Here is a 26,495-nt window from a genome sequence, read left to right as displayed (position 1 = left end):
CATGAGCGACGAGCGTGTTGAGCCGACGCGGCGGCGCCCGGCGCTGTCACCGTCGCGGGCCGCCGACTTCAAGCAGTGTCCGCTGCTCTACCGCTTCCGCGCCATCGACCGGCTGCCGGAGCCGGTGTCGATCGCCCAGGTTCGCGGTTCGGTCGTGCATGCCGCGCTGGAGAAGCTGTACGCGTTGCCCGCTGCAGAACGCGGACCCGCAGCTGCGCTGACGCTGGTCGACCCGGCCTGGGACACGGTGGTCGCCGAACAACCAGCCGTCGCCGATGAGTTCGCCCCCGAGGTGCGGGCGGCACTGCTGGCCGAGGCGCGGGCCCTGTTGGCCGGCTACTACCGGTTGGAGGATCCCACCCGCTTCGACCCGCAGGGCTGCGAACAGCGCGTCGAGGTCGAGCTCGAGGACGGGACGCTGCTGCGCGGGTTCGTCGACCGCATCGACGTCGCGCCGACCGGTGAACTGAGGGTCGTCGACTACAAGACCGGCAAGGCGCCGCCGGAGGCCCGGGCGCTGGCCGAGTTCAAGGCCATGTTCCAGATGAAGTTCTACGCGGTGGCGCTGTTTCGCTCGCGCGGCGTGCTGCCGGCGCGGCTGCGGTTGCTGTACCTGGCCGACGGCCAGATCCTCGACTACACCCCGGACCTCGAGGAACTGATGAGGTTCGAGAAGACCCTGACCGCGATTTGGCGGGCCATCCAAAATGCCGGCGCCACAGGTGATTTTCGGCCACATCCGTCTGCGCTGTGCGACTGGTGTGCACACCATGCCCACTGCCCGGTGTTCGGCGGCACACCGCCGCCGTACCCCGGTTGGCCCGAGGCGCCCGACGAAGGATCGGATTCCGCCGAGGAGCCGGTGCTGAACGCTACGACGGAGCCGGCTGCGTGATCGACTGCCACTACCGGCGCGTCGGCGCCGAGGGCGAGTTCGCCGTCTTCGAGTCCACCGACGGGACCCGCAGTAACTGGGATCCAGAGATTCAGCACGGCTCACCGCCGCTGGCACTGATGACGAAACGGATCGAGGAAATGGCCGGCGATTCGGGTCTGCGCATCGGCCGGTTGACTCTCGACATCCTCGGCGCGATTCCGGTCGCCCGGGTGCGGGTGCGGGCCTGGGTCGACCGCCCGGGCGCACGGATCTCGCTGATGGTGGCGGAGATGTCAGCGGACAGGTCGGGCGGCGGACAACGGGCGGTCGCCCGCGTCACCGCCTGGCTGTTGAAAACGAGTGACACCGCCGATGCGGTGACCGACCGCTATCCCCCGCTGATCGAGGGCGAATCTGTGCCGGTGCCGCACGACTGGGTGGGCGCGACGGGGTACCTCGAGACGGTGAGCTGGCGGCGCCAGCCCGACACCGGCGAGGCCGGAAACGTGGTCTGGATGAGTCCCCTTGTCCCGCTGGTCGATTCGGAGCCGACGACGGATCTCCAGCGGCTGGCGATGGTGGTCGACAGCGCCAACGGTGCGGGCGCGGCACTGGATCCGCAGCGGTTCGTGTTCATGAACACCGACACCGCCGTCCATCTGCACCGCCTGCCGGTCGGCAACGACTTCGCGGTGCGCGCTCGTGGCTCGATCGGACCCGACGGCATCGGCGTGACGACCGCGGACCTGTTCGACCGGCAGGGGTTCATCGGCACCTCGGCGCAGACCTTGCTGGTGCAGCGCCGCCCGTGAATCTCGCATCGCGCGAGAGCGTTTGGAGTAAGTCGGGTAGTTCTACCTACCCGCTTCGTCGCCGGAGGTTGCAGGCTGGCGACATGAACACACTCAACAACCCGCGCAACACCGCCGCCTACTTTCTGCAGGCCGCCATCGCCTTCGGCGTGAGCTTGCTCGGCATGCTCGGCGGAATCCTCTTCCTGCCGCTCGACTCGTGGCAACGGCTGTTTCTCGGCATGACCGCCCTCTTTCTGGTCACCAGTTCGTTCACGCTGGCCAAGGTGATCCGCGACCAGCAGGAAGCCGCCACTATCAGGGTTCGGCTCGACGAGGCCCGCATCGAGAAGCTGATCGCGGAGCACAACCCGTTCACGACGGCCACCTGACCAACGATAATATGTGCTTGCGTCTATATAGATGTAGTGCAATACTAGCCGTATGGACGTCTTCGAAGCGGTCGCCGAACCCAGCCGCCGGGCGCTGCTCGACGAACTGATCGACGGCGAACGCACCGCGGGTGAACTCGTTGCGACGTTGCCCGAGTTGACCCAGCCGACGGTGTCACGGCACCTGCGGGTGCTGCGCGAGGTCGGACTCGTCGAGGTCCGACCCGACGCGCAACGTCGCATCTATGCGTTGCGCGCCGACGGGCTCGTCGCCATCGACGCCTGGATCAACCGGTACCGCCGCTACTGGACCGATCACCTCAACGCTCTCGAGCGGCACCTGGAACGCACGCACAAGGAGTCACAGTGACCGAACTCGACGGCCGGCTGACGGTCGACGGCGACCGCGCCGTGTTGAATTTCGAACGCCACCTGCCCTTTCCGATCGAAGCGGTGTGGTCGGCCATCACCGATCCAGCGCAACGGGCGCAGTGGTTCGGCGAGACGACGCTCGATGCCCGGGACGGCGGTTCGATCGAGATGGTCGCGACCGATCCGCCGCTGCCACCCGAACGTAAGCGGATGACCGGGCGCATTCTGGTCTGGGATCCACCGCGCGTGTTCGAACACGAGTGGAAGCAGCCCATCGTCGAGGACGGCGTGGTGCGTTACGAGTTGACGCCCGACGGCGAGGGCACGCTGCTGCGATTCAGCCACCGCGGCCTCAGCGTCCGCAACGCGTCGGGCTTCTACGGTGGCAGCCACGCCTACCTCGACCGCCTGGCCGCCTATCTGGCGGGCACCGAGTTGCCGGACTGGGAAACCCGTCGGCTGGAAGTGAACAAACTCGCGCAGCAGGGAGCGAACTGAGATGTCTCACAACGGATCCGATGTCGCCGCGCCTGCGATTACGATCGCCTATCACTCCGGCTTCGGTCACACCGCCACGCTCGCCGACGCGGTGGCCGCTGGTGCGCGCGAAGCCGGCGCCGCGGTCACGATGCTGCCCGTGGACCAGATGACCGACGCGGATTGGGACGTTCTCGACGGGGCGGACGGCATCATCTTCGGCAGCGCCACATACATGGGTAATCTGTCGGCCGGCTTCCAGGCGTTCGCCGAGAAGACCGGGCGGCGGTGCGCCAACGGCGACTGGCGCGACAAGGTCGCGGCGGGGTTCACCAACTCCGGCGCCAAAAGCGGCGACAAGCTCAACACACTGGTGTCGATGGCGGTCTTTGCGGCCCAGCACCATATGCATTGGGTCAGTTTGGGTTTGGGGCCAGGATGGAACAGTTCCGGCAGTAGTGACAGCGATCTCAACCGGCTGGGCTTCTGGCTCGGCGCCGGCGCGCAGACCGACGTCGACGCCAACCCCGACCAGGTGCATCCGTCCGATGTGCAGACCTGCCGGCACCTCGGCTGGCGGGTGGCGATCGTGACCCGCCAACTCAAGGTCGGCCGGTCGGTCACTCCAGCGGCTTCGTCTCCTGCAGTTTCGTCGGCGGCTCACTGATGCTGACCACCGCGTACGTCGTCGTCACGGTGGTCACCGCCAGCGTCAACCTCGCGGCGGCCGTCGCGGACTTCGCCCGTGCCCAATTCGTGCTCGACAACGCTGCCGCAGTGCACCTCTCGGACCGCTCCATCGCACCGCTGGGTGTGCTCAAAGCCGCCGGAGCGGCCGGCCTGATCGTCGGGTTGCTCGGTGTCCCGGTGATCGGCCTCGCGGCGGCGGTCGGCCTCGTACTGTTCTTCATCGGCGCGGTCGCTTTCCACGTCCACTATCGGGTGTTCGGCAACATCGCCTACCCGGCGGCCTTTCTCGCGCTGGCGGTGGCGACACTCGCGCTTGACTTGGCGCGGCTCTAATCGAGCGGCGTCATCTCCTGCAACATCGTCGGCACCAACTCGCTGACCGTCGGGTGGATGTGCATCGTGCGCGAGATCGCGGTGTAGGGCTTCTTGGCGGTCATGATGTCGAGGATGGCGTGGACCACCTCGTCGCCACCCACTCCGAGGATCGCCGCGCCGAGGATCTGCTCGGTCTCCGCGTCCACGACCACCTTCATGAAGCCGTGGGTCTCCCCCTTCTCCACCGCACGGCCCACCCTTGTCATGGGGCGCTTGCCGATCAATGCCTTTCGGCCCGACTTGCGGACTTCGGCCACCGACATCCCGGCCCGTCCCAGCGGCGGGTCGATGTAGAGCGCATAGGTGGTGATCCGGTCGCTGACGCGGCGTGGGTCGTCGTCGAGGAGGTTGGCCGCGACGATCTCGAAATCGTTGTACGACGTGTGCGTGAACGCTCCCTGGCCGTTGCAGTCGCCCATCGCCCAGATGTGCTCGACGTTGGTGCGTAACTGGTCGTCGACGGCGATATGACCGCGGGCGTCGGTCTCGATGCCGGCCTTGTCGAGCCCGAGGTCGTCGGTGTTGGGCGTGCGCCCGACCGCGATGAGCGCATGGCTTCCGGCGATCGGCGCCGCACCCTCGGCGGGGACCACCTCGAAGCCGTTGTCGGTCTTGTTGAATCGGATCGCGTCGGCGTCGAGTACCACATCGATGCCTTCGCTCTCCAGGATGTCCTTGATCGCGGCGGAGACGTCCTCGTCCTCGCGAGAGGTCAACCTGGGGCCCTTCTCGAGCACGGTGACACGGGCCCCGAAGCGGCGGTACATCTGCGCGAACTCGAGTGCGATGTAGCTACCACCGACGATGACGAGATGCTCAGGGACCGTGTCGAGTTCGAGCATGCCGACGTTGGTCAGGTAGTCGATGTCGGAGAGGCCGGGCAGGTCGGGTACCACGGCGCGGCCGCCGACGTTGAGAAAGATCCTGTCGGCGCGCAGCACCTGGTCGTCGACGCGAATCGTGTGAGGGTCCTCGAAACGTGCGTGGCCACGGATGAATGTGCACCCGTCCATGCCGTTGAGCCAGGATTCGACACCGTTGCGGTCGCCGAGCACGATCTTGTCTTTGCGTGCCTTGACTTTTGCCATGTCGATGCTGACTTCGCCTGTGCCGACACCGTATTCGGCGCCGCGGCGGGCCAGATGGGCGGCGTGCGCGCTCGCGACGAGCGTCTTGGTCGGTATGCAGCCGTAATTCACGCAGGTGCCGCCGACGAGTTTGCGCTCGATCACAGCGACCTTCTGGCCCGCCTGGGTGAGCCGGCCGGCCAATGGTGGCCCTGCCTGACCGGCGCCGACGATGATCGCGTCGAATCGCTGTGTCACAGTTCCGTTCACACCAGGCTGGCCAGGAACGCGATCAGGAAGCCCCCGCCGACCGCGACGATGTCCTCGATGATCGCGCCCGGACGGTCCTGCCCCTTGCGGGCGTCGGCGAAGCGTTGGCGTGCCGCCGCCCCGGCCAGCGTGCCGAGCACCGCACCGATCATGCCCGCGCCCATCGCGCTGAAGGTGTGGAAGTGCGCGCTGCCGATGACTGCTCCGGCGAATGCGCCCATGATGAGCCGGGTGATGAACTGCGGCGCGGTCCTGCGGCTCGGCAGTGTGGGCAGCTGGTCGGTCACGAGTTCGACGAGCAGGAAAATCGTCAGCACCGCCACGGTGATCGGGTGTGCCATCCACTCCGACCATTTGCCGTCGACGTCGATCCAGCCGAGCGCGGCCCCCCAGGCGACCACCGCGGGGGCCGTCAGCGCGCGCAGACCGGCGATCACACCGATCAGCAGGGCGAGCAACAGAACGAACGCTAGCGTCATGCCGGGACGCTAACACGCCTGCGCGGCCACTTCCGGTTGAATCAGAAGCGGCAGAACCGGATGTCGGATGCCAGGATCGCCTTCGCTCCGATGGCGGCGAGTTCGTCCATGATCGCGTTGACATCGCGCCGGGGCACCAACGCGCGCACCGCGACCCACGCCGGGTCGGCGAGCGGAGCGATCGTCGGTGACTCCAGTCCGGGGGTGACCGCGGTCGCCTCGTCGAGCACACTGCGCGGGCAGTCGTAGTCGAGCATCAAGTACTGCTGCCCGAACACCACACCTTGCACGCGAGCCACCAACTGGCCGCCGGTGGGGCTGTCCGGCGCGCCTTCACGCTCGATGAGCACCGCCTCCGAGTCGCACAGGGAATCACCGAACGCCATCAGGTTGTGCAGACCGAGCGTGCGGCCGGAGCCGACCACGTCGGCGATCGCATCGGCGACACCGAGTTGCACAGATATTTCCACCGCACCGTCGAGCCGGATCACCGTCGCGTCGATGCCATGTGCCGCAAGGTCTTTGCGGACGAGGTTCGGAAACGCGGTCGCGATTCGTTTGCCCGCGAGGTCCTCGACGCGCCACTGATGGCCGGCCGGCGCCGCGTACCGGAACGTCGACGATCCGAAGCCCAGCGCGAGCCGCTCCCGCACGGGTGCACCCGACTCGGCGGCCAGGTCGCGCCCGGTGATGCCGAAATCGAGCTGCCCCGAGCCGACATAGATCGCAATGTCCTTCGGGCGCAGAAAGAAGAATTCGACGTTGTTGACGGGGTCGACAACGGTCAGGTCCTTCGGATCGGTGCGGCGCCGGTAACCCGCTTCGGACAGGATCTCGCTCGCCGGTTCAGACAGCGTGCCCTTGTTCGGGACGGCGACGCGAAGCACGCGGTTCGGCGATGAGCCGCTCGGGCCAAGAGCAGACATCACAGCTTCTCGTAAACGTCGTCGAGGGTGAGGCCGCGCGCGATCATCAACACCTGCGTCCAGTACAGGAGCTGGCTGATCTCTTCGGCCAGGGCCTCGTCGCTCTCGTGTTCGGCGGCCAGCCACACCTCGCCGGCCTCCTCGAGGATCTTCTTGCCGAGCCCGTGCACACCGCCGTCCAGCGCGGCGACGGTGCCGCTGCCGGCGGGGCGGGTCCGGGCGCGTTCGCCGAGCTCGGCGAACAGGGCGTCGAAGGTCTTCACGGCACGCGATTGTGTCACGGTTTCGCCCGCTGGGTCACGCCGGTTTGTTGAGTTCGGTTCGCGCAACGCCAGCTAGCGTCGGCGCGGCGCTCAGACCGGCTCCTGCTGATGCGGAACCTCGCTGCCCATGTCCTCGAGGTGCTTGCCCTTGGTCTCGGACACGAACCGCCACACGAACAGCAGCGACAGCACTGCGCAGACGGCGTAGAAGCCATACGCGATACCCAGCGAAAAATCACCAAGTGCGGGGAATGACGCGGTGATCGCGCAGTTGGCCACCCACTGCGCGGCGGCGGCGAGGCCGAGCGCGGCACCGCGGATGCGGTTGGGGAACATCTCGCCGAGCAACACCCAGACCACCGGGCCCCACGACATGCCGAAGGAGACCACGAACAGGTTGGCGGCGACCAGCGCGATGGGCCCGGCCGCCCCGGTGAGGTGTGGCTGGCCGTCGATCACCGGTGCGGTGCCGAAGACGATCGCCATGGTGCCCAGCGTCACGGCCATGCCGGTCGATCCGAACAGCAGCAACGGCTTGCGGCCGACCTTGTCGATCAGCGCGATCGCGATCAGCGTCGTGACGATGTTCGTCACCGATGTGATCACGGTGATGATGAACGCCTGACCTTCACCGAAACCGACGGCCTCCCACAACACGTTCGAGTAGTAGAAGATCACGTTGATGCCGACGAACTGCTGAAACACCGACAGCAGCACACCGACCCACACGATGCCGTAGAGCCCGCCGGTGGGCTTGCGCAGATCGCGCCACGACGGCGGCTTCTCCGACTTCAGCGATTCCTTGATGCGAGTGATCGTCAGCTCGAGGTTCTTCTCCCCCAGCAACTTGTTCAGCACCCGCCGCGCCTCCGGAATCCGGTATGTCGCAACGAGATAGCGGGGAGACTCCGGAATCGTGAACGCCAGACCGCCGTAGACCACCGCGGGCACCGCCATCACGAGGAACATCCAGCGCCAAGCCTCCATGCTCAGCCACAGTTCTTCCCGCGACCCGCCCGCGAGATGCGCCAGCAGCGCGTCGATCGCCAGCGAAACGAAGATCCCGGAGACGATGGCCAGTTGTTGCAGCGAGCCCAGCCGGCCGCGGATCCGCGGCGGCGAGGTCTCCGCGATATACGCCGGAGCGATGACAGATGCCACGCCGACGCCGAGGCCGCCGACGATGCGGAACATCCCGAACATCCAGACGTTGACCGCCAGGCCGGTGCCGAAGGCGCTGATGAGGAACAGCAGCGCGGCGATCTTCATCACCGACAGCCGGCCGATCTTGTCCGCCAGCCGACCCGCGACGACCGCGCCGAGAGCCGCACCGATCAGCGCGGCCGCGACGGCGACGCCCGTCACGGTCTTGCTGATCTGGAAGTGGTCCTCGACCGCCGATACCGCCCCGTTGATGACCGCGCTGTCATAGCCGAAAAGCAGACCGCCCAGGGCCGCTACGGAGGCGATCCGGACCACGCGGCCGCTGTGCTCGGATTCTTCGTAATCCAAACCTGACGAGGGCTCACCGACGGGACCATGGGCCATGTGACACCCTTCCGCAGATTTGGGTGATGGACGTCACATTCAATCACAGACGGGGTTCACGCGCTGCGGTCTTCCCTGCCCGTCGTCAGCTCGCAATGAACGGTGCGTAGATCGGCCGTCCGCAGTCCCACAAGCGAGGAAACGTGGCGTCGCCGCGGCCCGTCGGGCACCGCTACATCGTTGGGCACCACCAGTACCGGGCATCCGGCGCTCTCGGCGGCCGCCGTGCCGGTGACCGAATCCTCGATCGCGAGGCAGGCGGCCGGCCCAAGCCCCAGCAACTCCGCCGCTTGCAGATACACGTCGGGAACGGGTTTGCCGCGGGCCACCTCGTCTCCGCATACGGTAACCGAAAAGTAATGTCGCCCAATGCTGTTCAAAGCGCGGTCGGTCAACGCACGCTGGGTGTTGGTAACCAGCGCCATCGGAGTTCCTTCGGCGGCAAGGGCTTCCAACAATTCGCGGGCACCGTCGCACCACGGCAGCCCGCCGTCGAACAACTCCGCGGTGTAGTCGTGCAGCCAGCGGTTGGCCTCGGCCATGGCCGTCGGATCCGGATCGAGACCGAGGTCGGCATACACGGTCGCGATGGTGTTCTCGGCCGAGCTGCCCACCAGTGATGCACGCACCTCGGGGGTGAGCCGACCGCCGTGGTGGTCGTACAACGCCGCCAGCGAGATGTCCCAGAGCTTTTCGGAGTCGACGAGCGTGCCGTCCATATCGAACAGGACCGCACGCATGACCCCGATTCTGTCAGAGGGCGCACGTACGGTGAAATCATGACGATTCTTGTGACCGGAGCCACTGGAAACATCGGCCGCCTCGTAGTGGACGAGCTAATTCGTCTGGGCGGCAGTGACATTCCGGACATCCGAGCGCTGACCAAGAACCCCGCAAAGGCGAACCTGCCGGACGAGGTCGCTGCGATCACCGGTTATCTCGGCGACCCGGACACGCTGCCCGCCGCGCTGGAGGGGGTGGAGCGGATGTATCTGGCCCCGTTGCCGTCGACGTTGGACGTCACGCTCGACCTGGCCAAGCAGGCCGGTGTGCAGTACGTCGTCGCGCTGTCCGGCGGTGCGCACTGGCAGGCGCACACGGACACCATCGCCGCATCCGGCCTCGTGAGCACGCAGCTGGGGCCGGGCGAGTTCCTGGAGAACTTCGCCATGTGGTCCGAGCCGATCAAGGCCACCCGGACCGTGCGAGAGCCCTATCCGGAAGTGGTCGAGGCGCCGATTTCGATGTACGACATCGCCAGAGTGGCGGCCACGCTGCTGGTCAAACCGGAGCAGGTGCACTTCGGTCAGACCTACGAGCTCACCGGTCCCGAAGCGCTGACCCGCGCGCAGATCGCCGAACAGATAGGGGCGGGCATCGGCGCCGAGGTGAGGTACGAGAAGTGCAGCTTTGACGAGGCGCGTGACCGATTGCGGCCGTTGATGGGCGATGAGGTCGACTGGTATCTCAAGCTGATGAAGGACGCCGAGGCGCAGCAGGCCAACCAGCTGGTCGTCGAACTCACCGGGACGCCCGCGGAGTCGGTCGCCCGCTGGGCCGCCCGCAACGCCGAGTTGTTCCGCTCCTGAACCGACGTGAGGCTCAGTCCTCCGGGTTGTAGCTGAGGTTGGAGCTCAGCCAGCGCTCGGCTTCCTTGAGTGTCCAGCCCTTGCGCTTGGCGTAGTCGGCGACCTGATCCTGGGCCACCCGGCCGACCACGAAGTATTGCGACTGCGGGTGCGAGTAATACCAGCCGCTGACCGCAGCGCCGGGCCACATCGCCATCGACTCGGTCAGTTCGATGCCGGTCCGCCGATGGACGTCCATCAACTCCCAGAGCGTGGCCTTCTCGGTGTGTTCCGGGCAGGCCGGATAGCCGGGGGCCGGGCGGATTCCCACGTACTTCTCGGCGATGAGTGCGTCGTTGTCGAGCTGCTCTTCCGGCTGGTATCCCCAGAACTCCGTGCGGACCCTTTGGTGCATCCGTTCGGCGAACGCCTCCGCCAACCGGTCGGCGATCGACTCCAGCAGGATCGCGCTGTAGTCGTCGAGCGCCGCCTTGAACTCCATGATCTTGTCCTGGCTGCCGAGCCCCGCGGTGACGGCGAAGGCGCCGACGTAGTCCCGGAGGCCCGTTTCTTTGGGGGCGATGAAGTCGCCCAGCGACCGGTTCGGGATGCCGTCGCGGTGCTCGCCCTGCTGGCGCAGGTTGTGCAGCGTGGTGAGCACCTCGGTCCGGGTGTCGTCGGTGTACACCTCGATGTCGTCGCCGACCGCGTTCGCCGGGAAGAACCCGATCACGCCGTTGGCGGTCAGCCACTTCTCCTTGATCAGGGTGTCCAACATCTCCTGGGCATCGTCGTACAGCTTGCGGGCAGTCTCGCCGGTGGCCGGGTTGTTGAGGATGTCGGGAAAGCGGCCCTTCATCTCCCAGGCGTTGAAGAACGGCTGCCAGTCGATGTACTCGCGCAGTTCGGCGAGGTCGTAGTCGAGAAACTCGCGTACGCCGAGGCCCTGCGCGGGTACCGGCGGCGTGTAGCCGTCCCACTCGATCGGCGTCCGGTTGGCGCGGGCTTTCTCCAGCGTCAGCATCGGCCGCTCGTTCTTCTGGGCGTGCCGTTCGCGAAGGGCGGCGTAGTCCTTCTCGGTCGCCTCCAGCAGCGCCGGGCGCTGCTTGTCGTCCAGCAGCGCGGCAGCGACCGGCACCGAACGGGACGCGTCCTTGACCCAGACCACCGGACCGCTACGACGCGGCGATATCTTCACCGCCGTGTGCGCGCGCGACGTGGTCGCGCCACCGATCAGCAGCGGGATCTCCAGGCCTTCGCGTTCCATCTCGACCGCGAAGTTGGACATCTCGTCCAGGGACGGGGTGATCAGGCCGGACAGCCCGATGATGTCGGCGTCGTGTTCCTTCGCCGCGTCCAGGATCTTCTGCGCAGGCACCATCACGCCGAGGTCGATCACGGAGTAGTTGTTGCACTGCAGCACGACCCCGACGATGTTCTTGCCGATGTCGTGAACGTCGCCCTTCACCGTCGCCATCACGATGGTGCCGTTGGACCTCTCGGCATCGCCCGGCTGCTTCTCCGCCTCGATGTACGGAAGCAGGTACGCCACGGCCTTTTTCATCACCCGCGCCGACTTCACGACCTGGGGCAGGAACATCTTGCCCGAGCCGAAGAGGTCTCCGACGACGTTCATGCCGTCCATCAGCGGGCCCTCGATCACCTCGATCGGGCGACCTCCTGCCGCGGCGATCTCGGCCCGCAGCTCCTCGGTGTCGGCGTCGACGTGGGCGTCGATGCCCTTGACCAAGGCGTGGGTGATCCGCTCGCGGACCGGCAGGCTGCGCCATTCGGCTGCCTTCGGATCCTCCGACTTGTCCGTGTTGTTGAACCGTTCGGCGATCTCCAGGAGCCGTTCAGCGGCATCGTCGCGACGGTTCAGCACGACGTCCTCGATGCGGTCCCGCAGCTCGGGGTCGATCGAGTCATAGGGCACCAACGCGCCGGCGTTGACGATGCCCATGTCCAGCCCGGCCTTGATGGCGTGGAAGAGGAACACCGCGTGGATCGCCTCGCGGACGGGGTTGTTGCCCCGGAACGAGAACGACACGTTCGAGATGCCGCCGGAGATGTGCACCCCAGGCAGGTTCTCTTTGATCCAGGCGCAGGCCTCGATGAAGTCGATGCCGTACGTCGCGTGCTCCTCGATACCGGTGGCCAGCGCGAAGCAGTTCGGGTCGAAGATGACGTCCTCGGCTGGGAAGCCGACCTCTTCGGTCAGGATCCGGTAGGCGCGCCCGCAGATCTCCTTGCGACGCTCCAGGTTGTCGGCCTGCCCCTGCTCGTCGAAGGCCATCACGACGACGGCGGCGCCGAACTTGCGGCACAGCCGTGCCTCGCGGATGAACTTCTCCTCGCCCTCCTTCATGGAGATCGAGTTGACGATCGGCTTGCCTTGCACGTTCTTCAGGCCCGCCTCGATGACCTCCCACTTGGAGGAGTCGATCATCACCGGGACGCGGCTGATGTCGGGTTCGGAGGCGATCAGCTTGGTGAACCGGTCCATCGCGGCGACGCCATCGATCATGCCCTCGTCCATGTTGATGTCGATGACCTGCGCACCGACCTCGACCTGCTGCAGGGCCACCGACAACGCGGTGTCGTAGTCCTCGGCCTTGATCAGGTTGCGGAACCGGGCGGAGCCGGTGATGTTGGTGCGCTCACCGATGTTCACGAACAGGGAGTTGTCGTCGATGTTGAGCGGTTCCAGGCCCGACAGCCGGGTGGCCACGGGGATCTCGGGCACCCGGCGCGGCGGCTTGCCCTCGACGGCCTTGGCGATTTCGGCGATGTGCGCCGGCGTCGTCCCGCAGCACCCACCGACCAGGTTGACGAAGCCCGCCTCGGCGAAGTCGGCGACGTATCCGGCCTGCCGCTCGGGGGTTTCGTCGTATTCGGCGAAGGCGTTGGGCAGGCCGGCGTTCGGGTAGCAGGAGACGAACGTGTCCGCGATGCGTGACATCTCGGCGATGTAGGGCCTCATCTCCGGTGCGCCCAGGGCGCAGTTGAGTCCGACCGCGAGCGGTTTGGCGTGCCTGATCGAGTTCCAGAACGCCTCGGTGACCTGACCGGACAGCGTCCGCCCGGAGGCATCGGTGATGGTGCCCGAGATGATCACGGGCCAGCGGCGCCCGCGGTCCTCGAACAGCGTCTCGAGCGCGAACACCGCGGCCTTGGCGTTCAGCGTGTCGAAGATCGTCTCGACCAGGATGATGTCGGCGCCGCCGTCGACCAGGCCGTTGGCCGCTTCGAGGTAGGCGGCGACCAGCTGGTCGTAGGTGACGTTGCGGGCTCCCGGGTCGTTGACGTCGGGCGAGATCGACGCGGTCCGCGTCGTCGGCCCCAGCGCCCCGGCGACGTACCGGGGCCTGTCAGGGGTGCTGACCTCGTCGCAGGCTGTACGGGCCAAGGCCGCGCCGGCGTAGTTCAGCTCGTAGCCGAGCTCTTCCATGCCGTAGTCGGAGAGCGAGACCGCGTTCGCGTTGAACGTGTTGGTCTCGATGATGTCGGCGCCGGCGTCGAGGTACTCGCGGTGGATCGCCTCGATGATCTGCGGCTGTGTCAGGTTGAGCAGGTCGTTGTTGCCCTGGACATCGCTCGGCCAGTCCTTGAACCGCTCGCCGCGGTAGCCGGCCTCGTCGGGCCGGTCGCGCTGGATCGCCGTGCCCATCGCGCCGTCGATCACCACGATCCGTTGGCGCAGCGCAGCCATCAGTTCGTCTGTGCAGTCAGGGCGGATGTTGGGCTCAAAGGCGTTCACGCGCGCTCCTTCCGTAATGGAAGGCGTCCTTGAATCTGCCGAGCGTGGCGGATACCGGCGGAAACCCGGAACCGTTGCAACGCCTCTCGACCAGAAAAGTCTACGTCGTCACCCGATCGACGTCTGGACGCCCGCCTCGTCGCGGCGATCGAAACCGACCCGACCGGCAATCGCGGCGCCGTTGAGCGGCAGCTCACGGACCCTGTCGGCAATGTCGTCGTCACCAAGGCTAACCAGATTGCAACCGTACGTATTTCGTCTCGATGAGATCGGCGGCCTGCAACTGTGTCTTCAGTGCGCCGTCGCCGACCATCACCCTGGTCGACACGGCCCCGAGCAAATCGGTGTCGCCCGCGCGATCGCCAGCATCAGCCACGCATACAGGGTAGTCGCCGGATCAAATCACCCCGTGTGGCGATGGCGCTCGAACCCGCCGCACAGGGCTTACGCTGGCGTTGTGACCTTGTCGGATGCGAGCGGCATGCCAGATGGTCTTCGCGCAAGCGGATCATCTGAAAACCGCCCGGGCCTGCCCGAACTGAACGACGCGATCGTCGTCGCAGCTTTCGAAGGCTGGAACGACGCCGGTGATGCGGCCAGCGACGCTCTGGAGCACCTGGACGCCATCTGGGAGGCCGACACGATCGTCGAGATCGATGACGAGGCGTACTACGACTACCAGGTGAACCGGCCGGTGATCCGGCTGGTCGACGGGGTGACCCGCGAACTGGTGTGGCCGTCGATGCGGATTTCGCACTGCCGCCCGCCCGGATCCGACCGTGACATCGTGTTGATGCACGGCGTCGAGCCCAACATGCGCTGGCGCACCTTCTGCGCCGAGCTGTTGGCGATCGCCGACAAGCTCAACGTCGCGACCGTGGTCATCCTCGGCGCCCTGCTGGCCGACACGCCGCACACCCGCCCGGTGCCCGTGTCGGGAGCGGCCTACTCGTCGGACACCGCCAAGGTGTTCGGGCTGGAGGAGACGCGGTACGAAGGTCCGACCGGCATCGCCGGGGTGTTCCAGGATGCCTGCGTGCAGGCGGGTATCCCCGCCGTGACGTTCTGGGCCGCGGTGCCGCATTACGTCTCCCAGCCACCGAACCCCAAAGCAACCGTGGCGCTGCTTCGCCGTGTCGAGGATGTGCTCGACATCGAGGTGCCGCTGGCCGATCTGCCGTCGGCGGCCGAGGAGTGGGAGCAGGCGGTGTCGGAGATGACCGCCGAGGACGACGAGATCGCCGAGTACGTGCATTCACTGGAGGAACGCGGCGACGCCGAGGTCGACATGCACGAGGCGCTCGGCAAGATCGACGGGGACGCGCTGGCCGCGGAGTTCGAGCGCTACCTGCGTCGTCGAGGTCCCGGCTTTCGCGGCTAACCCCGCTTTTCCAACGCTTCGGTGCGTGCGCTCATCGAACGGCCGAGCGCGGCCACCTCCGCATCCATCTTCGGCAACAGTTCGGGCACCGACTTGAGAGTGGCGCGCTCCCCCAGCCGCGACGACAACACCGGCTTGAGGAAGCGCAGCAGGCCCACGAAACGCGGGCAGTTGATCTGTCGTTTGCGCTCCTCGATGCCCTTGACGAACAGCTCCCCGCACTTCTGCACCGAGGTGGTCTTACCCAGCGGCCCGGGCAGCGAGTCCAGCATCTCGCGGGCGCTCGCCAGATCCGACTTGCTCTCCTGCACCAGCGGCGTGTCGATCCACAGCATGTGCGCCGACCCGACGTCGACACCCTGATGCGCCACCTCCAGACGCAATGCGTTGGCGAAATGCTCGACAGCGGCCTTGGAAGCGTCGTAGGGCGCCATGCCGGCAGACGCCGCGTAGGCCGCCGCCGAGGACACGATCAGCACGTAGCCGCGTCTGTCGATGACGGACGGCAGCGCGGCCCGCACGGTGTGGAACACGCCGACGACATTGACGTCGATGAGCGTCCGAAATGCCTGCGGGTCGACCTGCAGCACCGAACCGTAGGTCGCGATGCCCGCATTGGCCATCACGATGTCGATGCCGCCGAACCGCTCGACGCCCTCGGCGACGGCGGATTCCATCGCGGCCAGATCGCGCACGTCGGCGACGACGGTCAGCACGCTCTCGTTGCCGAGCTTGGCGGCGACCTGCGCCAGCCTGTCACCGTCGAGGTCGGTCAGCACGAGCTTGGCGCCCTTGTCGTGCAGGCGGCGCGCCACCTCTTCCCCGATCCCGTTGGCGCCACCGGTGATCAGCGCGACTTTCCCGTTCACAGAACCCATGGCCGTCAACGTACCCGGGACGGCGCCGCGGCGGGCGGGGTCTCGGCGGTTCTACAGCCGGATGCCGAGCAGCGCGTCGACGGCGGTGGCCACCGTGCCGCCCGCATGGGGATCGTGGCCGCCATAAGTCAACGCGTCGGTGCTCCAACCATCCAGAGCCGCAAGCGCTTTCGGGGTGTCGAGATCGTCGGCGAGATAACGGCGCACCCGGCCGACGACGTCGGTCGCGTCCGGCGCGGCGGGCAACGCCACCGCGGAGCGCCAGCGGTCCAGCCGCTCGACGGCCTCGGCGAGCATCGCGTCGCTCCAGTACCTGTCGGAGCGGTAGTGACCGGCGAACAGCCCCAACCGGATCGCCGAAGGGTCGACGCCGTCGGCGCGCAGCCGCGACACCAGGACCAGGTTCCCCCGGCTCTTGCTCATCTTGTGGCCGTTCCAGCCGATCATTCCGGCGTGGACGTAGTGACGGGCGAATCTCCGTTCGCCGGTGAGGGATTCGGCGTGAGCGGCCGAGAACTCGTGATGCGGGAAGATCAGGTCGCTGCCGCCGCCCTGGATGTCGAGCCCCGTGCCGATCCGGCTCAGCGCGATCGCGGCGCACTCCACGTGCCAACCGGGGCGGCCCGGCCCGAACGGCGACGGCCAACTCGGCTCCCCCGCTCGTTGCGCCCGCCACAGCAGCGCGTCGAGTTCGTCGCCCTTTCCGGGTCGGTCGGGGTCGCCGCCGCGCTCGGCGAACAGCCGCCGCATGGTGTCGCGGTCGTAGCCGGACTCGTAACCGAACTGGGCGGTGGCGTCGGCGCGGAAATAGACGTCGGGGTATTCGGCGTCCTCGACGACGTAGGCCGCACCCGAGGCCAGCAGCTTCTCGACGACCTCGATAACCTCGGCGATGGCATCGGTGGCCGCGACGTAGTCGTGCGGGGGCAGCACCCGCAGCGCCGCCATGTCCTCACGGAACAGGTCGGTCTCCCGGTCGGCGAGCTCACGCCAGTCGACCCCGTCACGCTGCGCGCGCTCGAACAGCGGATCGTCGACGTCGGTGATGTTCTGTACATAGTGCACCCGGTGGCCGGCGTCCAGCCAGATGCGGTGCACGAGGTCGAACGCAAGGTAGGTGGCGGCGTGGCCGAGGTGGGTGGCGTCGTACGGCGTGATGCCGCACACATACATAGTGGCCGTGTCACCGGCGCTGACGGGGCGTACCTGCCGGTCGGCGCTGTCGTAGAGGCGTAGCTGCGGGCCGCGGCCCGGCAGCGCCGGGACGACGGGTGCCGGCCACGGATTCATAGCCTCGACTCTAAGCATCGCCGTGATCGACAAGGGCGGCGCCTGTTTCATTCCCGGTTCAACCCCTCCCGCGGCTCCGATACGCCGAGAGAATGCCCTCGAGCAGCGGTTCACTCAGTTCCGGCCGACACATCAGCAGGTCGGGCAGGTAGGGGTCGCGGCGGTTGTAGATCAGCTCGGAGCCGTCCAGCCGCGACGCATGCAGACCGGCCGCCTGCACGACCCCGGCCGGGGCCGCCGAATCCCACTCCCACTGGCCGCCGGCGTGCAGGTAGGCATCGACGTCGCCGCGGACCACGGCCATCGCCTTGGCACCCGCGGACCCGATCCGCACCAGCTGGATGTCCATCCGATCGCGCAACCACCACAACACCGGCGGCGGCCGGTTGGAGCTCGCCGTGATCAGGATCGGGCCGTCGGCGCGTGGCGGCGGCGGTTCGACGGTGTCGCTGCGGTAGACCTCGTTGCGCGCCGGCAGCGCGACGGCCGCGTCGGTGATGCGGCCGTTGGGGCTGCCGTCGCGTTGCCAGAGCGCGATGTGCACCGCCCAGTCCGTGCGGCCCGGCAGCGAGAACTCCCAGGTGCCGTCGACGGGGTCGACGATCCAGACCCGGTCGGCGTGCACCCGCGACACGTCGTCGACGGCCTCCTCGGAGAGCACCGCATCGTCGGGTCGACGTTCGCGCAGGCGCTGCAGGATCAGCTTGTTGGCCCGCATGTCGCCGGCGTCACCGAGGTCGTACGGGTCGTAGAAACCGAGCTCCTCGCGAACCTGCAGCAGCAGTTCGCCTGCCTCAACGGCCACCTCGGCGGCCAGCGCCGCATCGGTCTGGGTCATCGATCAGAACGCCGGCCACGGGATGGGGCGGTGCCGGTCGGGTGTCGGCATCACCGGATCGTCAAGTAGCGCAATGGTTCTCGCGAGCAGCGCGGCGACCTCGCGTTGGGTGATGTGATCGCACAGCTGGGCGGCGAGCCCGTCGCGCAGTTGATCGCGCAGCGCGGCCACCGCCTCCAGCGTCTGGTCGTCGACGGGTTTACCGGCCCAGCCCCACAACACGGTGCGCAGCTTGTCCTCGACGTGCAGCGTGACCCCGTGGTCAACGCCGTACACGCGCCCGTCCACTCCGCACAGGATGTGGCCGCCCTTGCGGTCGGCGTTGTTGACCAGCACGTCGAACACCGCCATCCGGCGCAACCGGTCGTCGTCGGCGTGGACCAGCACGACCTCGCCGCCTGCGTAGTCGTAGGCCTGCAGGATGGGCAGGAACCCCGGAGGGACCCGGCCGGCGGGCAACAGATCGATCAGGTCGGGCCCCGTCGGCTTTTCGTCTTCGATCTCGTCGCCGGGCTGGTCCACCCACAGCTGCACCATGCCCTCGCCGGCGGGCCCGGCGCGAATAATGGTGTGGGGCACCAGGTTCCAACCCAACGCCGCCGACACCAGATATGCGCCGCGTTCTCGGCCGGCCAGCGTGCCGTCGGGGAAATCCCACAGCGGCGCCTCGCCGGCGATCGGCTTGTAGACGCAATGCACTTGCTGCTCACCGAGATTCGCTTCGCACAGGAACGTCGCGTTGCTCGCCGAGCGGATGCGCCCGATGACGGTGAGCTCGCCGCGCTGCAGGACGTCTTCGCAAGCGGCGTCGGGCCCGGGGTCAGATGTCGACGTCATCGTCGGACTCGGCGAAGGCGCCGCGCCGGTAGCCGTTGGTGCGCACGCAGATGTGACCGTCGGGGTCCAGCGGCTCGTCACACAACGGGCAGGGCGGTCGGCCTGCCGAGATGACCCGGTTGGAGCGCGTCGCGAACTCGCGTGCGGATTCGGGCGTGAGGAAGACGCGCACGGCGTCGGGCCCTTCCTCCGCGTCGTCGAGCACCACCGATGCGTCGAATTCGGTTTCCGACACCGCGAGCAATTCGACGACGACGGTCTGCGCCTCGGAGTCCCAACCCAGACCCATCGTCCCGACCCGGAACTCGGCATCGACCGGGGTGATCAACGGGCTCAGGTCCTCGACCTCACCGGTGTCCGGCGGGATCGGGGTGCCGAACCGGCGGTTGATCTCGAGCAGTAGCGCGGCAATCCGCTCGGCGAGCACGGCAACCTGCTGCTTCTCCAGCACCACCGACACCACTCGCTTGTCGTGAACGGCCTGCAGGTAGAAGGTGCGGTTGCCGGGCTGGCCGACGGTCCCGGCCACGAAGCGGTCGGGTGTGCGGAAGACGTGAATTGCGCGGGCCATGGCACTTTCCAAAATACCGGTTAGGGCTTGTCAGCCGTAATCGCGACTAGCCGGTCGACCCGCCCACGACGGCATCTTCCGGCGGCACCTCCCCCTCTCCGGAGTCGGCCCGGCCGTCGGTCTCGGCCGGTTTGGGGCGCAGCCCGGCCGTCAGTTGGTCACCGGTGTGGTTGACGTGGATCACGAACGGTCGCACCGCCGTGTACCGGATCACGCTCATCGACCCGGGGTCGGCGGTGATCCGCTGGAAGCTGTCGAGATGGGTGCCGAGCGCGTCGGCGACGACGGCTTTGATCACATCGCCGTGGGTGCAGGCCAGCCACAGCACGTCGCCCTCGTGTTCCTCCGCCAGCCGACGGTCGTGCTCGCGTACCGCGGCGACCGCGCGGGCCTGCACCTGCGCAAGGCCCTCGCCGTCCGGAAAGACAGCGGCGCTCGGCTGGTGTTGCACCACCGTCCACAACGGCTCCTTGACCAGATCGGCGATCTTGCGGCCGGTCCAGGCCCCGTAGTCGACCTCGGCGATGCGGTCGTCGACGATCGGTGTCAGGCCCAGCGCGGCGGCCAGCGGTTCCACGGTCCGTTCGCACCGCAGCAACGGCGAGCGCACGATCGCACGGATCGGCAGCGAGCCGACCCTGGCCACCACCGCCTGCGCCTGTTCACGCCCCTTGTCGTCGAGGTCGACGCCCTCGGAGCGGCCCGCCAGCGTGTGCGCGGTGTTCGAGGTGGAGCGGCCGTGCCGCAACAGGATCACCGTCATGTCGCGGCCACCACCCCGGTGCCCAACAGGGCCAGCACCACCGCGCCCAGCACCACGCGGTAACCGACGAACCAGTACATGCTGTGCCGGACCAGGAACCGCAGGAACCATGCCACCGCCGCGAACCCGACGACGAACGCGATCACCGTCGCCACCAGCAACTGGGGCCCGCTGGCGCTCATGCCCTCACCGACGGGATGGAAGGCGTCGGGCAGCGAGAACAGCCCGGAGGCGAACACCGCCGGGATGGCGAGCAGGAAGCCGAACCGGGCCGCGAGTTCGCGGTTGAGGCCGAGGAAAAGGCCCGCGCTGATCGTCGCGCCCGAGCGGGACACGCCGGGCAGCAGCGCGAGGCACTGCGTGAGGCCGACGACGATGCTGTCCTTCCATGTCAGCTGCTCGACGTTGCGTATCTGCCTGCCGAAGTACTCGGCGGCGGCGATGACGGCCGAGAACACGATCAACGCGATCGCGATCGCCCAGAGATTGCGTGCGCCCGTGCGGATTTCGTCTTTGAACAACAGCCCGAACACCCCGATCGGGATGGTGCCGATGATCACGTACCAACCGAGCCGGTAATCGGCGGTGCGCTGGGTGGCGACGAAGAGCCCGTGGAACCAGGCCTTGATGATGCGGCCGATGTCTTTTGCGAAGTACAGCAGCACCGCGAACTCGGTACCGAGCTGGGTCACGGCGGTGAACGACGCCCCCGCGTCGTCGGCGAAGAACACGCGCGAGGCGATCGCGAGATGCGCCGAGGACGAAACGGGCAGAAATTCGGTCAGCCCCTGCAGTACCGCGAGAACGACCACCTGCACCCACGACATCGCCGGCACGTCCGTCACGACGACGACCGTACCGTGGGCGGCTGTTAGCGCCCGGCGCGCGCCACCGGCTGGGCCGCGGCCACCGCATCCCGGACCGCGGCACCCACGCTGCGCTGGTCGGTGAGGTCGATGTCGGTCAGCTTGCGGGTCGACGTCGCCACCACGTCCTCTGCGCCCGGGACGGGCCCGGTCAGCCGGGGACGATAGATCTCGACGACGAGATTCTGGCGCTCGACGTGGAACGAGAAGCTGCGGCCGTCGCCGAGTTGGCCAAACCCGCTGGCGTGCACACCAGTGGTGATGTCCTCTATAGCAAACTCTTGGGCACCCAAATCACGGTCTGCGGCGAGGGTCATGTTCGCACCATACCTCCGGCCCGCCCGCCGCTTGGGAGGGCACGGCGAGCGGCTGGAAACTCCTGGCGAGCCGGCTGCCTAGACTGGCCATTCAGTCGATTTCCCGTACCCACGACCGAGAGCTACCCCTTGCCGCCCTTCATAAACGCCTCGAATCAGCTGGTTCGCGGGATCGTGGTGTCGCTGGCGATTGTCGTGGCCGTCGGCATGGTCGGTGGCTGTTCGTCCGAGCCCGCCGAGGTGGCACCGCCGACCATCGCGCCCGCGTCGGCCGCTGAGTCGCCACCGGTCACCGGCCGGCCGGACGGCGTGGTGTGGCCGCTGGCGGGCCATGCGCAGGCTGCGATCGTCGACGCGGCGAGCGGCTCGTTGGCGGTGCTGGCCCCGGGCCCGGCCGGCCAGTCGCAGGTCACCGTGTTCTCGAGGGCGGGCGACGTCGTCGCGACGGTGCCGCTGCCCGCCGCCGCGACCGCGTTGACCGGCGACGACGGCGGGCACGCCTATGCCGCGACCCGCGGCGGCTATTACCGGATCGATCTCTCGACGGGTAACGCGACCAGGTCCGACGTCGGCGGACAACCCGACACCGAGTTCACCGCGATCGCCCGACGCGCGGACGGGCGGCTGGTTCTCGGCAGCGCGGACGGTGCGGTGTACACGCTGGGCTCGGACGGCTCGGTGGCCGCACAGCTGAAGATCTTCGCTCGCGTCGATGACCTTGTCACGCAAGGTAATACGGCCGTCGTACTGGATCGCGGGCAGACGTCGGTGACGGCGTTGTCCGAAAGCGGCACCGAGCAGGAGCAGGCGCTGCGGGCCGGTGAGGGGGCGACGACGATGGTCGCCGACCCCGCCGGCCGGGTGCTGGTCGCCGACACCCGCGGCGACGGACTGCTGGTCTTCGGCACGAACCCGCTGATCCTTCGGCAGCGCTATCCGGTGCCCGAGGCCCCCTACGGCCTGGCCGGGTCATCGACGCTGGCCTGGGTGTCGCAGACGGCGGCGAATACGGTCGTTGGCTACGATCTGGCCACCGGGATCCCCGTCGAGAAGGTGCGATATCGAACCGTGCAGCAACCGAACTCCCTGGCTTATGACGAATCCTCTGGCACGCTGTACGTCGTGTCCGGAGTGGGAGCGGGTGTGCAGGTGATCACCGACGCCGCGGGTGGGCGCCCGTGAGTGCCATTCACCGCGGTCGCCTGCCTGCAGGCTGGGATCAGGACCTCTCCGACGATTACGAATGGATTCCGCTGCGGCTGCCGCCCGATGTGACCCGCGTCAGCGCGTCGACCCGATTGTCCATCGAGGCCGAATACCGGGGGTGGGAACTCACCCGCGTCCGGCTGTACACCGACGGCTCGCGGCGGGTGTTACTGCGGCGCAGGAAGACCGCGGCCGACCGGGTAGGCGTTCCCGAGCAGCCCGCGCTGTGACTCGATGATGTACGGCGCGCTGCGGCGGGCGTTGTTTCTGGTTGCGCCCGAACGGATTCACACCTGGGTGTTCGCCCTCTTGCGCGCCGCCACCTACCTGCCGTGGCCGCGACGCGCGCTGAAACGCTGGTTGGGACCGCGGGATCCGGTGCTGGCCTCCACCGTGTTCGGGGTCAGGTTTCCCGGGCCGCTCGGCCTGGCCGCCGGGTTCGACAAGAACGGCAGCGGGCTCGACACCTGGGGGGCACTTGGCTTCGGGTATGCCGAGATCGGAACCGTGACTGCGCAAGCTCAGCCCGGCAATGACAAACCGCGGATGTTCCGGCTGCCGCAGGATCGCGCGCTGCTGAACCGGATGGGTTTCAACAACCACGGCTCCGGCGAACTTGCCGTGAAGCTGACGCGTCACGTGCCCGACGTGCCGATCGGCGTGAACATCGGCAAGACCAAGGTCACCCCGCCGCAGGAGGCCGTGCAGGACTACGCCACGTCCGCCCGGCTGCTCGGCCCGCTCGCGTCGTTCATAGTGGTCAACGTCAGCTCGCCGAACACCCCCGGATTGCGCGATCTGCAGGCCGTGGAGTCGTTGCGGCCGATCCTGACGGCCGTGCTGGCGGAGACGTCGACACCGGTCCTGGTGAAGATCGCGCCGGACCTGTCCGACCAGGACGTCGACGAGATCGCCGATCTGGCAACCGAACTCGGTCTGGCAGGCATCGTCGCCACCAACACCACAGTGTCGCGCGACGGGCTGGCCACGCCTGGCGTCGACGAACTCGGTCCCGGCGGCATCTCCGGACCTCCGGTCGCGCAACGCTCGACGGAGGTGCTGCGCAGGCTCTACCGGCGCGTCGGTGACCGCCTGGTGCTGATCAGCGTCGGCGGCATCGAAACCGCCGACGACGCCTGGGACCGCATCACCTCCGGCGCCTCGCTGCTGCAGGGCTATACGGGCTTCGTATACGGCGGCGGGCTGTGGGCCAAGCGCATTCACGACGGCATCGCCCGCCGCCTACACGAGGGCGGCTTTGCGTCCTTGACCGACGCGGTGGGGTCGGCGGCCTAACCGGCGCGCTTGCGCTTGCGGATGAACTCACCCGCCTCGGCTTCGCGCTGACGCTTCTCAGCGCGCCGCTCCTTCAGGGACCGTTCGGCCTTCTTAGGGTTCTTGCCCGGTTTCTTGTCAGCCATTGTCGCTCCTTAGCAGAAGTGGCAATCACTCAACCGCGACCATACGTCAGTTCCCGGGAAAAGCCAGTCATGCAGGTAATCGAAGCGCGCAGAGCGGATTTCGCTACTTATGCGCTACTTCTCGCTACTTCTGCTCATAAGTGCCATGGATCAGCGCCCGCGCGATCGCGTGTTGGAAAAGGTTGAAACCGAGATAGGCCGGCGTCGCATCCTCGGGCAGATCGAGTTTTTCGACGTCGACGGCATGCACGGCGACGAAGTAGCGGTGCACACCATGCCCGGGCGGCGGGGCGGCGCCGATGAAGCGCTTGAGCCCGGCGTCGTTGCGCAGCGTGAGCGCATCGCCCGGGAATCCGCTACTGCTGCCGTCGCCCACACCGGCGGGCAGTTCGGTCACGGTGGCGGGCAGGTTCGCCACCGCCCAGTGCCAGAAGCCGGAGGCGGTCGGGGCGTCGGGGTCGTACACGGTGACGGCGAAGCTGCGGGTCTGCTCGGGGAAACCCGACCACGTCAGGTGCGGCGATACGTCGCTGCCTCCGGCGCCCATGATGCCGCTGACCTGGTCGTTGCCCCACGCCTGGCCGTCGTTGAACGTGTCGGAAGTGAGCGTGAACGACGGCAACTCGGGGAGGAACTCGTACGGGTTGTAGTCAAATGCCATGACTCGTCCTTTCTGGGTCAGCAGTGCAACAGGAAGTGCTCGAGGACCTGGGTACCGAACTTCAACGCGTCAACGGGTACCCGCTCGTCGACGCCGTGGAACAACGCGGTGAAGTCCAGATCCGGCGGCAGCTGCAGCGGCGCGAAGCCGAAGCAACGGATTCCCAACTGCGCGAACGCTTTTGCGTCAGTGCCTCCGGAGAGCATGTACGGCACTATGCGGGCGTCGGGATCCACCGACAGGATCGCACCGTTCATCGCGTCGACCAAGTCGCCGTCGAAGGTGGTCTCATACGACGGCAGCTCGGTGATCCATTCGCGGGTGACGTGGGGCCCGATCAGCTCGTCGACCTCCCGCTCGAAGGCGGCCTGGCGGCCCGGCAGGATGCGGCAGTCCACCACCGCTTCCGCCGACGCCGGGATGACGTTGGCCTTGTATCCCGCCTTGAGCATCGTCGGGTTGGCGGTGTCGCGCAGCGTGGCGCCGACAACGCGCGCGATCGGGCCCAGCTTGGCGATCGCGCCGGGCAGATCCGGCGAGTCGATGTCGAACGAGTACCCGGTCTCCTCGGTGACGGCCTGCAGGAACTGGCCGACGGCGTCGGTCATCACCAGGGGAAACTCGTGGCGGCCCAGCTTGGCAACGGCCTCGGCGACTGCGGTGACGGAGTTGCTGTCGTGGATCATCGAGCCGTGGCCGGCGTGGCTGCGCGCGGTCAGCTTCATCCACATCATCGACTTCTCGGCCGTCTCGACCAGGTAGAGGCGTCGCTCACCGCCGTCTTTGCGTGGCACGGTCAACGAGAAGCCGCCGACCTCGCCGACCGCCTCGGTGACGCCCTCGAAGAGGTCGGGCCGGTTGTTGACCAGCCAGTGCGAACCGAACTTGCCCCCGGCCTCCTCGTCGGACAGGAACGCGAAGATCAGGTCGCGCGGAGGAGTGATTCCGGCGCGCTTGAAGTGCCGTGCGATCGCGATCAGCATGCCGCACATGTCCTTCATGTCGACGGCGCCGCGGCCCCACACGTAACCGTCGGTGACCGCGCCGGAGAACGGGTGCACGCTCCAGTCGGACGCCTCGGCCGGCACCACGTCGAGGTGGCCGTGCAGCAACAGCGCGCCGCGCGAACGGTCGGCGCCCTCCAGCCGGGCGAACAGGTTGCCGCGGCCCGGGGCTCCCGCCTCGACGTACTCGGTCGCGTATCCGACTTCCTCGAGTTGCTCGGCGACCCAACGCGCGCATTCTGCCTCGCCCTTCGTGGTGGCGGGGTCGCCGGTGTTGGACGTGTCGAACCGGATGAGCGTGCTGACGAGGTCGACGACCTCGGCCTCGGCATTGACAGGACCAGTCACAGTCACCATTCGTACCATTGACCTGGGTTCAGGTTCGGGTCTGGGTTTGGGTCCGGCCTCGGTGATCCGATAGCCTTAGCTGCCCACAACAGGTCCGAGTGGCGGAATGGCAGACGCGCTAGCTTGAGGTGCTAGTGCCCTATTAACGGGCGTGGGGGTTCAAGTCCCCCCTCGGACACACGATTGAGTCGAGCGATATGGATGCTCGCATTCATATCCGAACCGATGAGTGTGTTGAGCGAAGCCGCGATCACGCCAG

30 protein-coding genes, 1 tRNA gene and 1 pseudogene are annotated in these 26,495 nt (G+C 67.5%); 13 read left to right on the top strand and 19 right to left on the bottom strand.

Annotated features, from left to right (window positions below):
* Position 1: 1 nt before the first annotated feature.
* The 7 genes from AU185_RS03990 (at position 2) to AU185_RS03960 (ending at position 3,932) form a co-directional block, all read left to right on the top strand.
* Positions 2–895 (top strand): RecB family exonuclease, encoded by an 894-nt coding sequence (locus tag AU185_RS03990; RefSeq protein ID WP_059102318.1) that lies wholly within the window; start codon positions 2–4, stop codon positions 893–895.
* Positions 892–1,689: a thioesterase family protein gene (locus AU185_RS03985; protein WP_059102148.1), complete on the top strand. Its 798-nt coding sequence runs from the start codon at positions 892–894 to the stop codon at positions 1,687–1,689. Before AU185_RS03990 ends, AU185_RS03985 begins: the two co-directional genes overlap by 4 nt.
* A gap of 83 nt (positions 1,690–1,772) precedes the next feature.
* Positions 1,773–2,060 carry a YiaA/YiaB family inner membrane protein gene (locus tag AU185_RS03980; RefSeq protein ID WP_059102147.1) on the top strand — a complete coding sequence of 96 codons (288 nt, stop codon included), beginning with the start codon at positions 1,773–1,775 and terminating at the stop codon, positions 2,058–2,060.
* Between the two features lie 52 nt (positions 2,061–2,112).
* Positions 2,113–2,430, top strand: coding sequence for an ArsR/SmtB family transcription factor (locus AU185_RS03975; protein ID WP_059102146.1), 318 nt, complete (start codon positions 2,113–2,115; stop codon positions 2,428–2,430).
* On the top strand, positions 2,427–2,930 hold the full coding sequence (locus AU185_RS03970) for an SRPBCC family protein (protein ID WP_059102145.1): 504 nt from the start codon (positions 2,427–2,429) through the stop codon (positions 2,928–2,930). The genes AU185_RS03975 and AU185_RS03970 overlap by 4 nt, the downstream gene beginning before the upstream one ends.
* Before the next feature lies 1 nt (position 2,931).
* Positions 2,932–3,576 carry a flavodoxin family protein gene (locus AU185_RS03965; RefSeq protein ID WP_172800368.1) on the top strand — a complete coding sequence of 215 codons (645 nt, stop codon included), beginning with the start codon at positions 2,932–2,934 and terminating at the stop codon, positions 3,574–3,576.
* A 2-nt stretch (positions 3,577–3,578) separates the two neighbouring features.
* Positions 3,579–3,932, top strand: coding sequence for a DoxX family protein (locus tag AU185_RS03960; RefSeq protein ID WP_059102316.1), 354 nt, complete (start codon positions 3,579–3,581; stop codon positions 3,930–3,932).
* Here AU185_RS03960 and AU185_RS03955 read toward each other — a convergent pair.
* From AU185_RS03955 to AU185_RS03930, 6 genes are all read right to left on the bottom strand, one after another.
* Positions 3,929–5,299, bottom strand: coding sequence for an FAD-containing oxidoreductase (locus AU185_RS03955; RefSeq protein WP_059102315.1), 1,371 nt, complete (start codon positions 5,297–5,299; stop codon positions 3,929–3,931). The two genes, AU185_RS03960 and AU185_RS03955, sit on opposite strands and share 4 nt — an antisense overlap.
* An 8-nt stretch (positions 5,300–5,307) precedes the next feature.
* Complete coding sequence (locus AU185_RS03950) at positions 5,308–5,790, bottom strand: DUF4126 family protein (RefSeq protein ID WP_059102144.1); 483 nt, start codon at positions 5,788–5,790, stop codon at positions 5,308–5,310.
* 41 nt (positions 5,791–5,831) lie between these two features.
* A complete protein-coding gene (hisG, locus tag AU185_RS03945) occupies positions 5,832–6,677 on the bottom strand; it encodes an ATP phosphoribosyltransferase (protein WP_059102143.1) in 846 nt (281 codons plus the stop codon).
* Positions 6,678–6,715: 38 nt separating this feature from the next.
* Positions 6,716–6,997 carry a phosphoribosyl-ATP diphosphatase gene (locus AU185_RS03940; RefSeq protein ID WP_059102142.1) on the bottom strand — a complete coding sequence of 94 codons (282 nt, stop codon included), beginning with the start codon at positions 6,995–6,997 and terminating at the stop codon, positions 6,716–6,718.
* A 72-nt stretch (positions 6,998–7,069) separates the two neighbouring features.
* Positions 7,070–8,527 carry a sugar porter family MFS transporter gene (locus AU185_RS03935; protein WP_059102141.1) on the bottom strand — a complete coding sequence of 486 codons (1,458 nt, stop codon included), beginning with the start codon at positions 8,525–8,527 and terminating at the stop codon, positions 7,070–7,072.
* Positions 8,528–8,583: 56 nt separating this feature from the next.
* Positions 8,584–9,267, bottom strand: a complete 684-nt coding sequence (locus tag AU185_RS03930; RefSeq protein ID WP_059102140.1) for an HAD family hydrolase — start codon at positions 9,265–9,267, stop codon at positions 8,584–8,586.
* Between the two features lie 39 nt (positions 9,268–9,306).
* Between AU185_RS03930 and AU185_RS03925 the strand changes: the two genes are divergently transcribed.
* The gene (locus AU185_RS03925) at positions 9,307–10,116 is read left to right on the top strand and encodes an NAD(P)H-binding protein (RefSeq protein ID WP_059102139.1); all 810 of its coding nucleotides are present in this window, start codon (positions 9,307–9,309) and stop codon (positions 10,114–10,116) included.
* A 13-nt stretch (positions 10,117–10,129) separates the two neighbouring features.
* On the opposite strand, the gene metH is transcribed toward AU185_RS03925, so the two are convergent.
* Both metH and AU185_RS25005 read right to left on the bottom strand, forming a co-directional pair.
* Positions 10,130–13,855, bottom strand: a complete 3,726-nt coding sequence (gene metH / locus AU185_RS03920) for a methionine synthase (RefSeq protein ID WP_156425391.1) — start codon at positions 13,853–13,855, stop codon at positions 10,130–10,132.
* Positions 13,856–14,011: 156 nt separating this feature from the next.
* Positions 14,012–14,231, bottom strand: a pseudogene (locus tag AU185_RS25005) (hypothetical protein); the annotation flags it as partial.
* 105 nt (positions 14,232–14,336) lie between these two features.
* Between AU185_RS25005 and AU185_RS03915 the strand changes: the two are divergent.
* Positions 14,337–15,236 (top strand): PAC2 family protein, encoded by a 900-nt coding sequence (locus tag AU185_RS03915; RefSeq protein ID WP_059102314.1) that lies wholly within the window; start codon positions 14,337–14,339, stop codon positions 15,234–15,236.
* Here AU185_RS03915 and AU185_RS03910 read toward each other — a convergent pair.
* The 8 genes from AU185_RS03910 to AU185_RS03875 are packed head-to-tail and all read right to left on the bottom strand — an operon-like array spanning position 15,233 to position 21,596.
* Positions 15,233–16,114: an SDR family oxidoreductase gene (locus AU185_RS03910; RefSeq protein WP_059102137.1), complete on the bottom strand. Its 882-nt coding sequence runs from the start codon at positions 16,112–16,114 to the stop codon at positions 15,233–15,235. The two genes, AU185_RS03915 and AU185_RS03910, sit on opposite strands and share 4 nt — an antisense overlap.
* A 51-nt stretch (positions 16,115–16,165) precedes the next feature.
* Complete coding sequence (gene mshC, locus AU185_RS03905) at positions 16,166–17,404, bottom strand: cysteine--1-D-myo-inosityl 2-amino-2-deoxy-alpha-D-glucopyranoside ligase (protein WP_059102136.1); 1,239 nt, start codon at positions 17,402–17,404, stop codon at positions 16,166–16,168.
* 58 nt (positions 17,405–17,462) lie between these two features.
* The gene (locus AU185_RS03900; RefSeq protein ID WP_059102135.1) at positions 17,463–18,242 is read right to left on the bottom strand and encodes a 3'(2'),5'-bisphosphate nucleotidase CysQ; all 780 of its coding nucleotides are present in this window, start codon (positions 18,240–18,242) and stop codon (positions 17,463–17,465) included.
* Positions 18,243–18,245: 3 nt separating this feature from the next.
* The gene (locus AU185_RS03895) at positions 18,246–19,079 is read right to left on the bottom strand and encodes an SCO1664 family protein (protein ID WP_059102134.1); all 834 of its coding nucleotides are present in this window, start codon (positions 19,077–19,079) and stop codon (positions 18,246–18,248) included.
* Positions 19,063–19,650 carry a DUF3090 domain-containing protein gene (locus AU185_RS03890; RefSeq protein WP_059102133.1) on the bottom strand — a complete coding sequence of 196 codons (588 nt, stop codon included), beginning with the start codon at positions 19,648–19,650 and terminating at the stop codon, positions 19,063–19,065. The genes AU185_RS03895 and AU185_RS03890 overlap by 17 nt, the downstream gene beginning before the upstream one ends.
* Positions 19,651–19,696: 46 nt before the next feature.
* Entirely contained in the window at positions 19,697–20,413 is a 717-nt protein-coding gene (locus AU185_RS03885; RefSeq protein ID WP_059102132.1) for a histidine phosphatase family protein, read from the bottom strand.
* Positions 20,410–21,240: an undecaprenyl-diphosphate phosphatase gene (locus AU185_RS03880; protein WP_059102313.1), complete on the bottom strand. Its 831-nt coding sequence runs from the start codon at positions 21,238–21,240 to the stop codon at positions 20,410–20,412. Before AU185_RS03880 ends, AU185_RS03885 begins: the two co-directional genes overlap by 4 nt.
* Before the next feature lie 44 nt (positions 21,241–21,284).
* Entirely contained in the window at positions 21,285–21,596 is a 312-nt protein-coding gene (locus AU185_RS03875) for a hypothetical protein (protein ID WP_059102131.1), read from the bottom strand.
* A 129-nt stretch (positions 21,597–21,725) separates the two neighbouring features.
* Here AU185_RS03875 and AU185_RS03870 point away from each other — a divergent pair, with 129 nt between their 5' ends.
* Genes AU185_RS03870 through AU185_RS03860 form a run of 3 tightly spaced genes read left to right on the top strand, consistent with a single transcriptional unit; the run spans position 21,726 to position 24,098 of the window.
* Positions 21,726–22,778, top strand: a complete 1,053-nt coding sequence (locus AU185_RS03870) for a YncE family protein (RefSeq protein WP_502687980.1) — start codon at positions 21,726–21,728, stop codon at positions 22,776–22,778.
* Positions 22,775–23,032, top strand: coding sequence for a DUF5703 family protein (locus AU185_RS03865; RefSeq protein ID WP_059102130.1), 258 nt, complete (start codon positions 22,775–22,777; stop codon positions 23,030–23,032). The genes AU185_RS03870 and AU185_RS03865 overlap by 4 nt, the downstream gene beginning before the upstream one ends.
* 7 nt (positions 23,033–23,039) lie before the next feature.
* A complete protein-coding gene (locus AU185_RS03860; RefSeq protein WP_172800369.1) occupies positions 23,040–24,098 on the top strand; it encodes a quinone-dependent dihydroorotate dehydrogenase in 1,059 nt (352 codons plus the stop codon).
* On the opposite strand, the gene AU185_RS25505 is transcribed toward AU185_RS03860, so the two are convergent.
* The 3 genes from AU185_RS25505 to AU185_RS03850 all read right to left on the bottom strand — a co-directional run bounded on the left by AU185_RS25505 (position 24,095) and on the right by AU185_RS03850 (position 26,245).
* A complete protein-coding gene (locus AU185_RS25505) occupies positions 24,095–24,223 on the bottom strand; it encodes a hypothetical protein (RefSeq protein ID WP_286132064.1) in 129 nt (42 codons plus the stop codon). The two genes, AU185_RS03860 and AU185_RS25505, sit on opposite strands and share 4 nt — an antisense overlap.
* 124 nt (positions 24,224–24,347) lie before the next feature.
* A complete protein-coding gene (locus AU185_RS03855; RefSeq protein ID WP_059102128.1) occupies positions 24,348–24,884 on the bottom strand; it encodes a YbhB/YbcL family Raf kinase inhibitor-like protein in 537 nt (178 codons plus the stop codon).
* 17 nt (positions 24,885–24,901) lie between these two features.
* Positions 24,902–26,245 carry a M20/M25/M40 family metallo-hydrolase gene (locus tag AU185_RS03850; protein WP_059102127.1) on the bottom strand — a complete coding sequence of 448 codons (1,344 nt, stop codon included), beginning with the start codon at positions 26,243–26,245 and terminating at the stop codon, positions 24,902–24,904.
* A gap of 83 nt (positions 26,246–26,328) precedes the next feature.
* Here AU185_RS03850 and AU185_RS03845 point away from each other — a divergent pair.
* A tRNA-Leu gene (locus AU185_RS03845) sits at positions 26,329–26,414 on the top strand.
* Positions 26,415–26,495 lie beyond the last annotated feature (81 nt).

Source organism: Mycobacterium sp. GA-0227b (genome assembly GCF_001499855.1).
Lineage (GTDB): Bacteria > Actinomycetota > Actinomycetes > Mycobacteriales > Mycobacteriaceae > Mycobacterium.
This window is presented reverse-complemented; position numbering and strand designations above follow the sequence as displayed.

What these genes read in the sequence shown, in the direction of transcription:
- AU185_RS03950 (WP_059102144.1), bottom strand. Translation starts at nt 5,790, where the DNA reads ATGACGCTAGCGTTCGTTCTGTTGCTCGCCCTGCTGATCGGTGTGATC.
- AU185_RS03965 (WP_172800368.1), top strand. Translation starts at nt 2,932, where the DNA reads ATGTCTCACAACGGATCCGATGTCGCCGCGCCTGCGATTACGATCGCC.
- AU185_RS25505 (WP_286132064.1), bottom strand. Translation starts at nt 24,223, where the DNA reads ATGGCTGACAAGAAACCGGGCAAGAACCCTAAGAAGGCCGAACGGTCC.
- AU185_RS03875 (WP_059102131.1), bottom strand. Translation starts at nt 21,596, where the DNA reads ATGACCCTCGCCGCAGACCGTGATTTGGGTGCCCAAGAGTTTGCTATA.
- AU185_RS03975 (WP_059102146.1), top strand. Translation starts at nt 2,113, where the DNA reads ATGGACGTCTTCGAAGCGGTCGCCGAACCCAGCCGCCGGGCGCTGCTC.
- AU185_RS03980 (WP_059102147.1), top strand. Translation starts at nt 1,773, where the DNA reads ATGAACACACTCAACAACCCGCGCAACACCGCCGCCTACTTTCTGCAG.
- AU185_RS03930 (WP_059102140.1), bottom strand. Translation starts at nt 9,267, where the DNA reads ATGCGTGCGGTCCTGTTCGATATGGACGGCACGCTCGTCGACTCCGAA.
- AU185_RS03885 (WP_059102132.1), bottom strand. Translation starts at nt 20,413, where the DNA reads ATGACGGTGATCCTGTTGCGGCACGGCCGCTCCACCTCGAACACCGCG.
- AU185_RS03915 (WP_059102314.1), top strand. Translation starts at nt 14,337, where the DNA reads ATGCCAGATGGTCTTCGCGCAAGCGGATCATCTGAAAACCGCCCGGGC.
- AU185_RS03990 (WP_059102318.1), top strand. Translation starts at nt 2, where the DNA reads ATGAGCGACGAGCGTGTTGAGCCGACGCGGCGGCGCCCGGCGCTGTCA.
- AU185_RS03935 (WP_059102141.1), bottom strand. Translation starts at nt 8,527, where the DNA reads ATGGCCCATGGTCCCGTCGGTGAGCCCTCGTCAGGTTTGGATTACGAA.
- AU185_RS03850 (WP_059102127.1), bottom strand. Translation starts at nt 26,245, where the DNA reads ATGGTGACTGTGACTGGTCCTGTCAATGCCGAGGCCGAGGTCGTCGAC.
- AU185_RS03895 (WP_059102134.1), bottom strand. Translation starts at nt 19,079, where the DNA reads ATGACGTCGACATCTGACCCCGGGCCCGACGCCGCTTGCGAAGACGTC.
- AU185_RS03860 (WP_172800369.1), top strand. Translation starts at nt 23,040, where the DNA reads ATGTACGGCGCGCTGCGGCGGGCGTTGTTTCTGGTTGCGCCCGAACGG.
- AU185_RS03880 (WP_059102313.1), bottom strand. Translation starts at nt 21,240, where the DNA reads ATGTCGTGGGTGCAGGTGGTCGTTCTCGCGGTACTGCAGGGGCTGACC.
- mshC (WP_059102136.1), bottom strand. Translation starts at nt 17,404, where the DNA reads ATGAATCCGTGGCCGGCACCCGTCGTCCCGGCGCTGCCGGGCCGCGGC.
- AU185_RS03890 (WP_059102133.1), bottom strand. Translation starts at nt 19,650, where the DNA reads ATGGCCCGCGCAATTCACGTCTTCCGCACACCCGACCGCTTCGTGGCC.
- AU185_RS03855 (WP_059102128.1), bottom strand. Translation starts at nt 24,884, where the DNA reads ATGGCATTTGACTACAACCCGTACGAGTTCCTCCCCGAGTTGCCGTCG.
- AU185_RS03910 (WP_059102137.1), bottom strand. Translation starts at nt 16,114, where the DNA reads ATGGGTTCTGTGAACGGGAAAGTCGCGCTGATCACCGGTGGCGCCAAC.
- AU185_RS03925 (WP_059102139.1), top strand. Translation starts at nt 9,307, where the DNA reads ATGACGATTCTTGTGACCGGAGCCACTGGAAACATCGGCCGCCTCGTA.
- AU185_RS03900 (WP_059102135.1), bottom strand. Translation starts at nt 18,242, where the DNA reads ATGACCCAGACCGATGCGGCGCTGGCCGCCGAGGTGGCCGTTGAGGCA.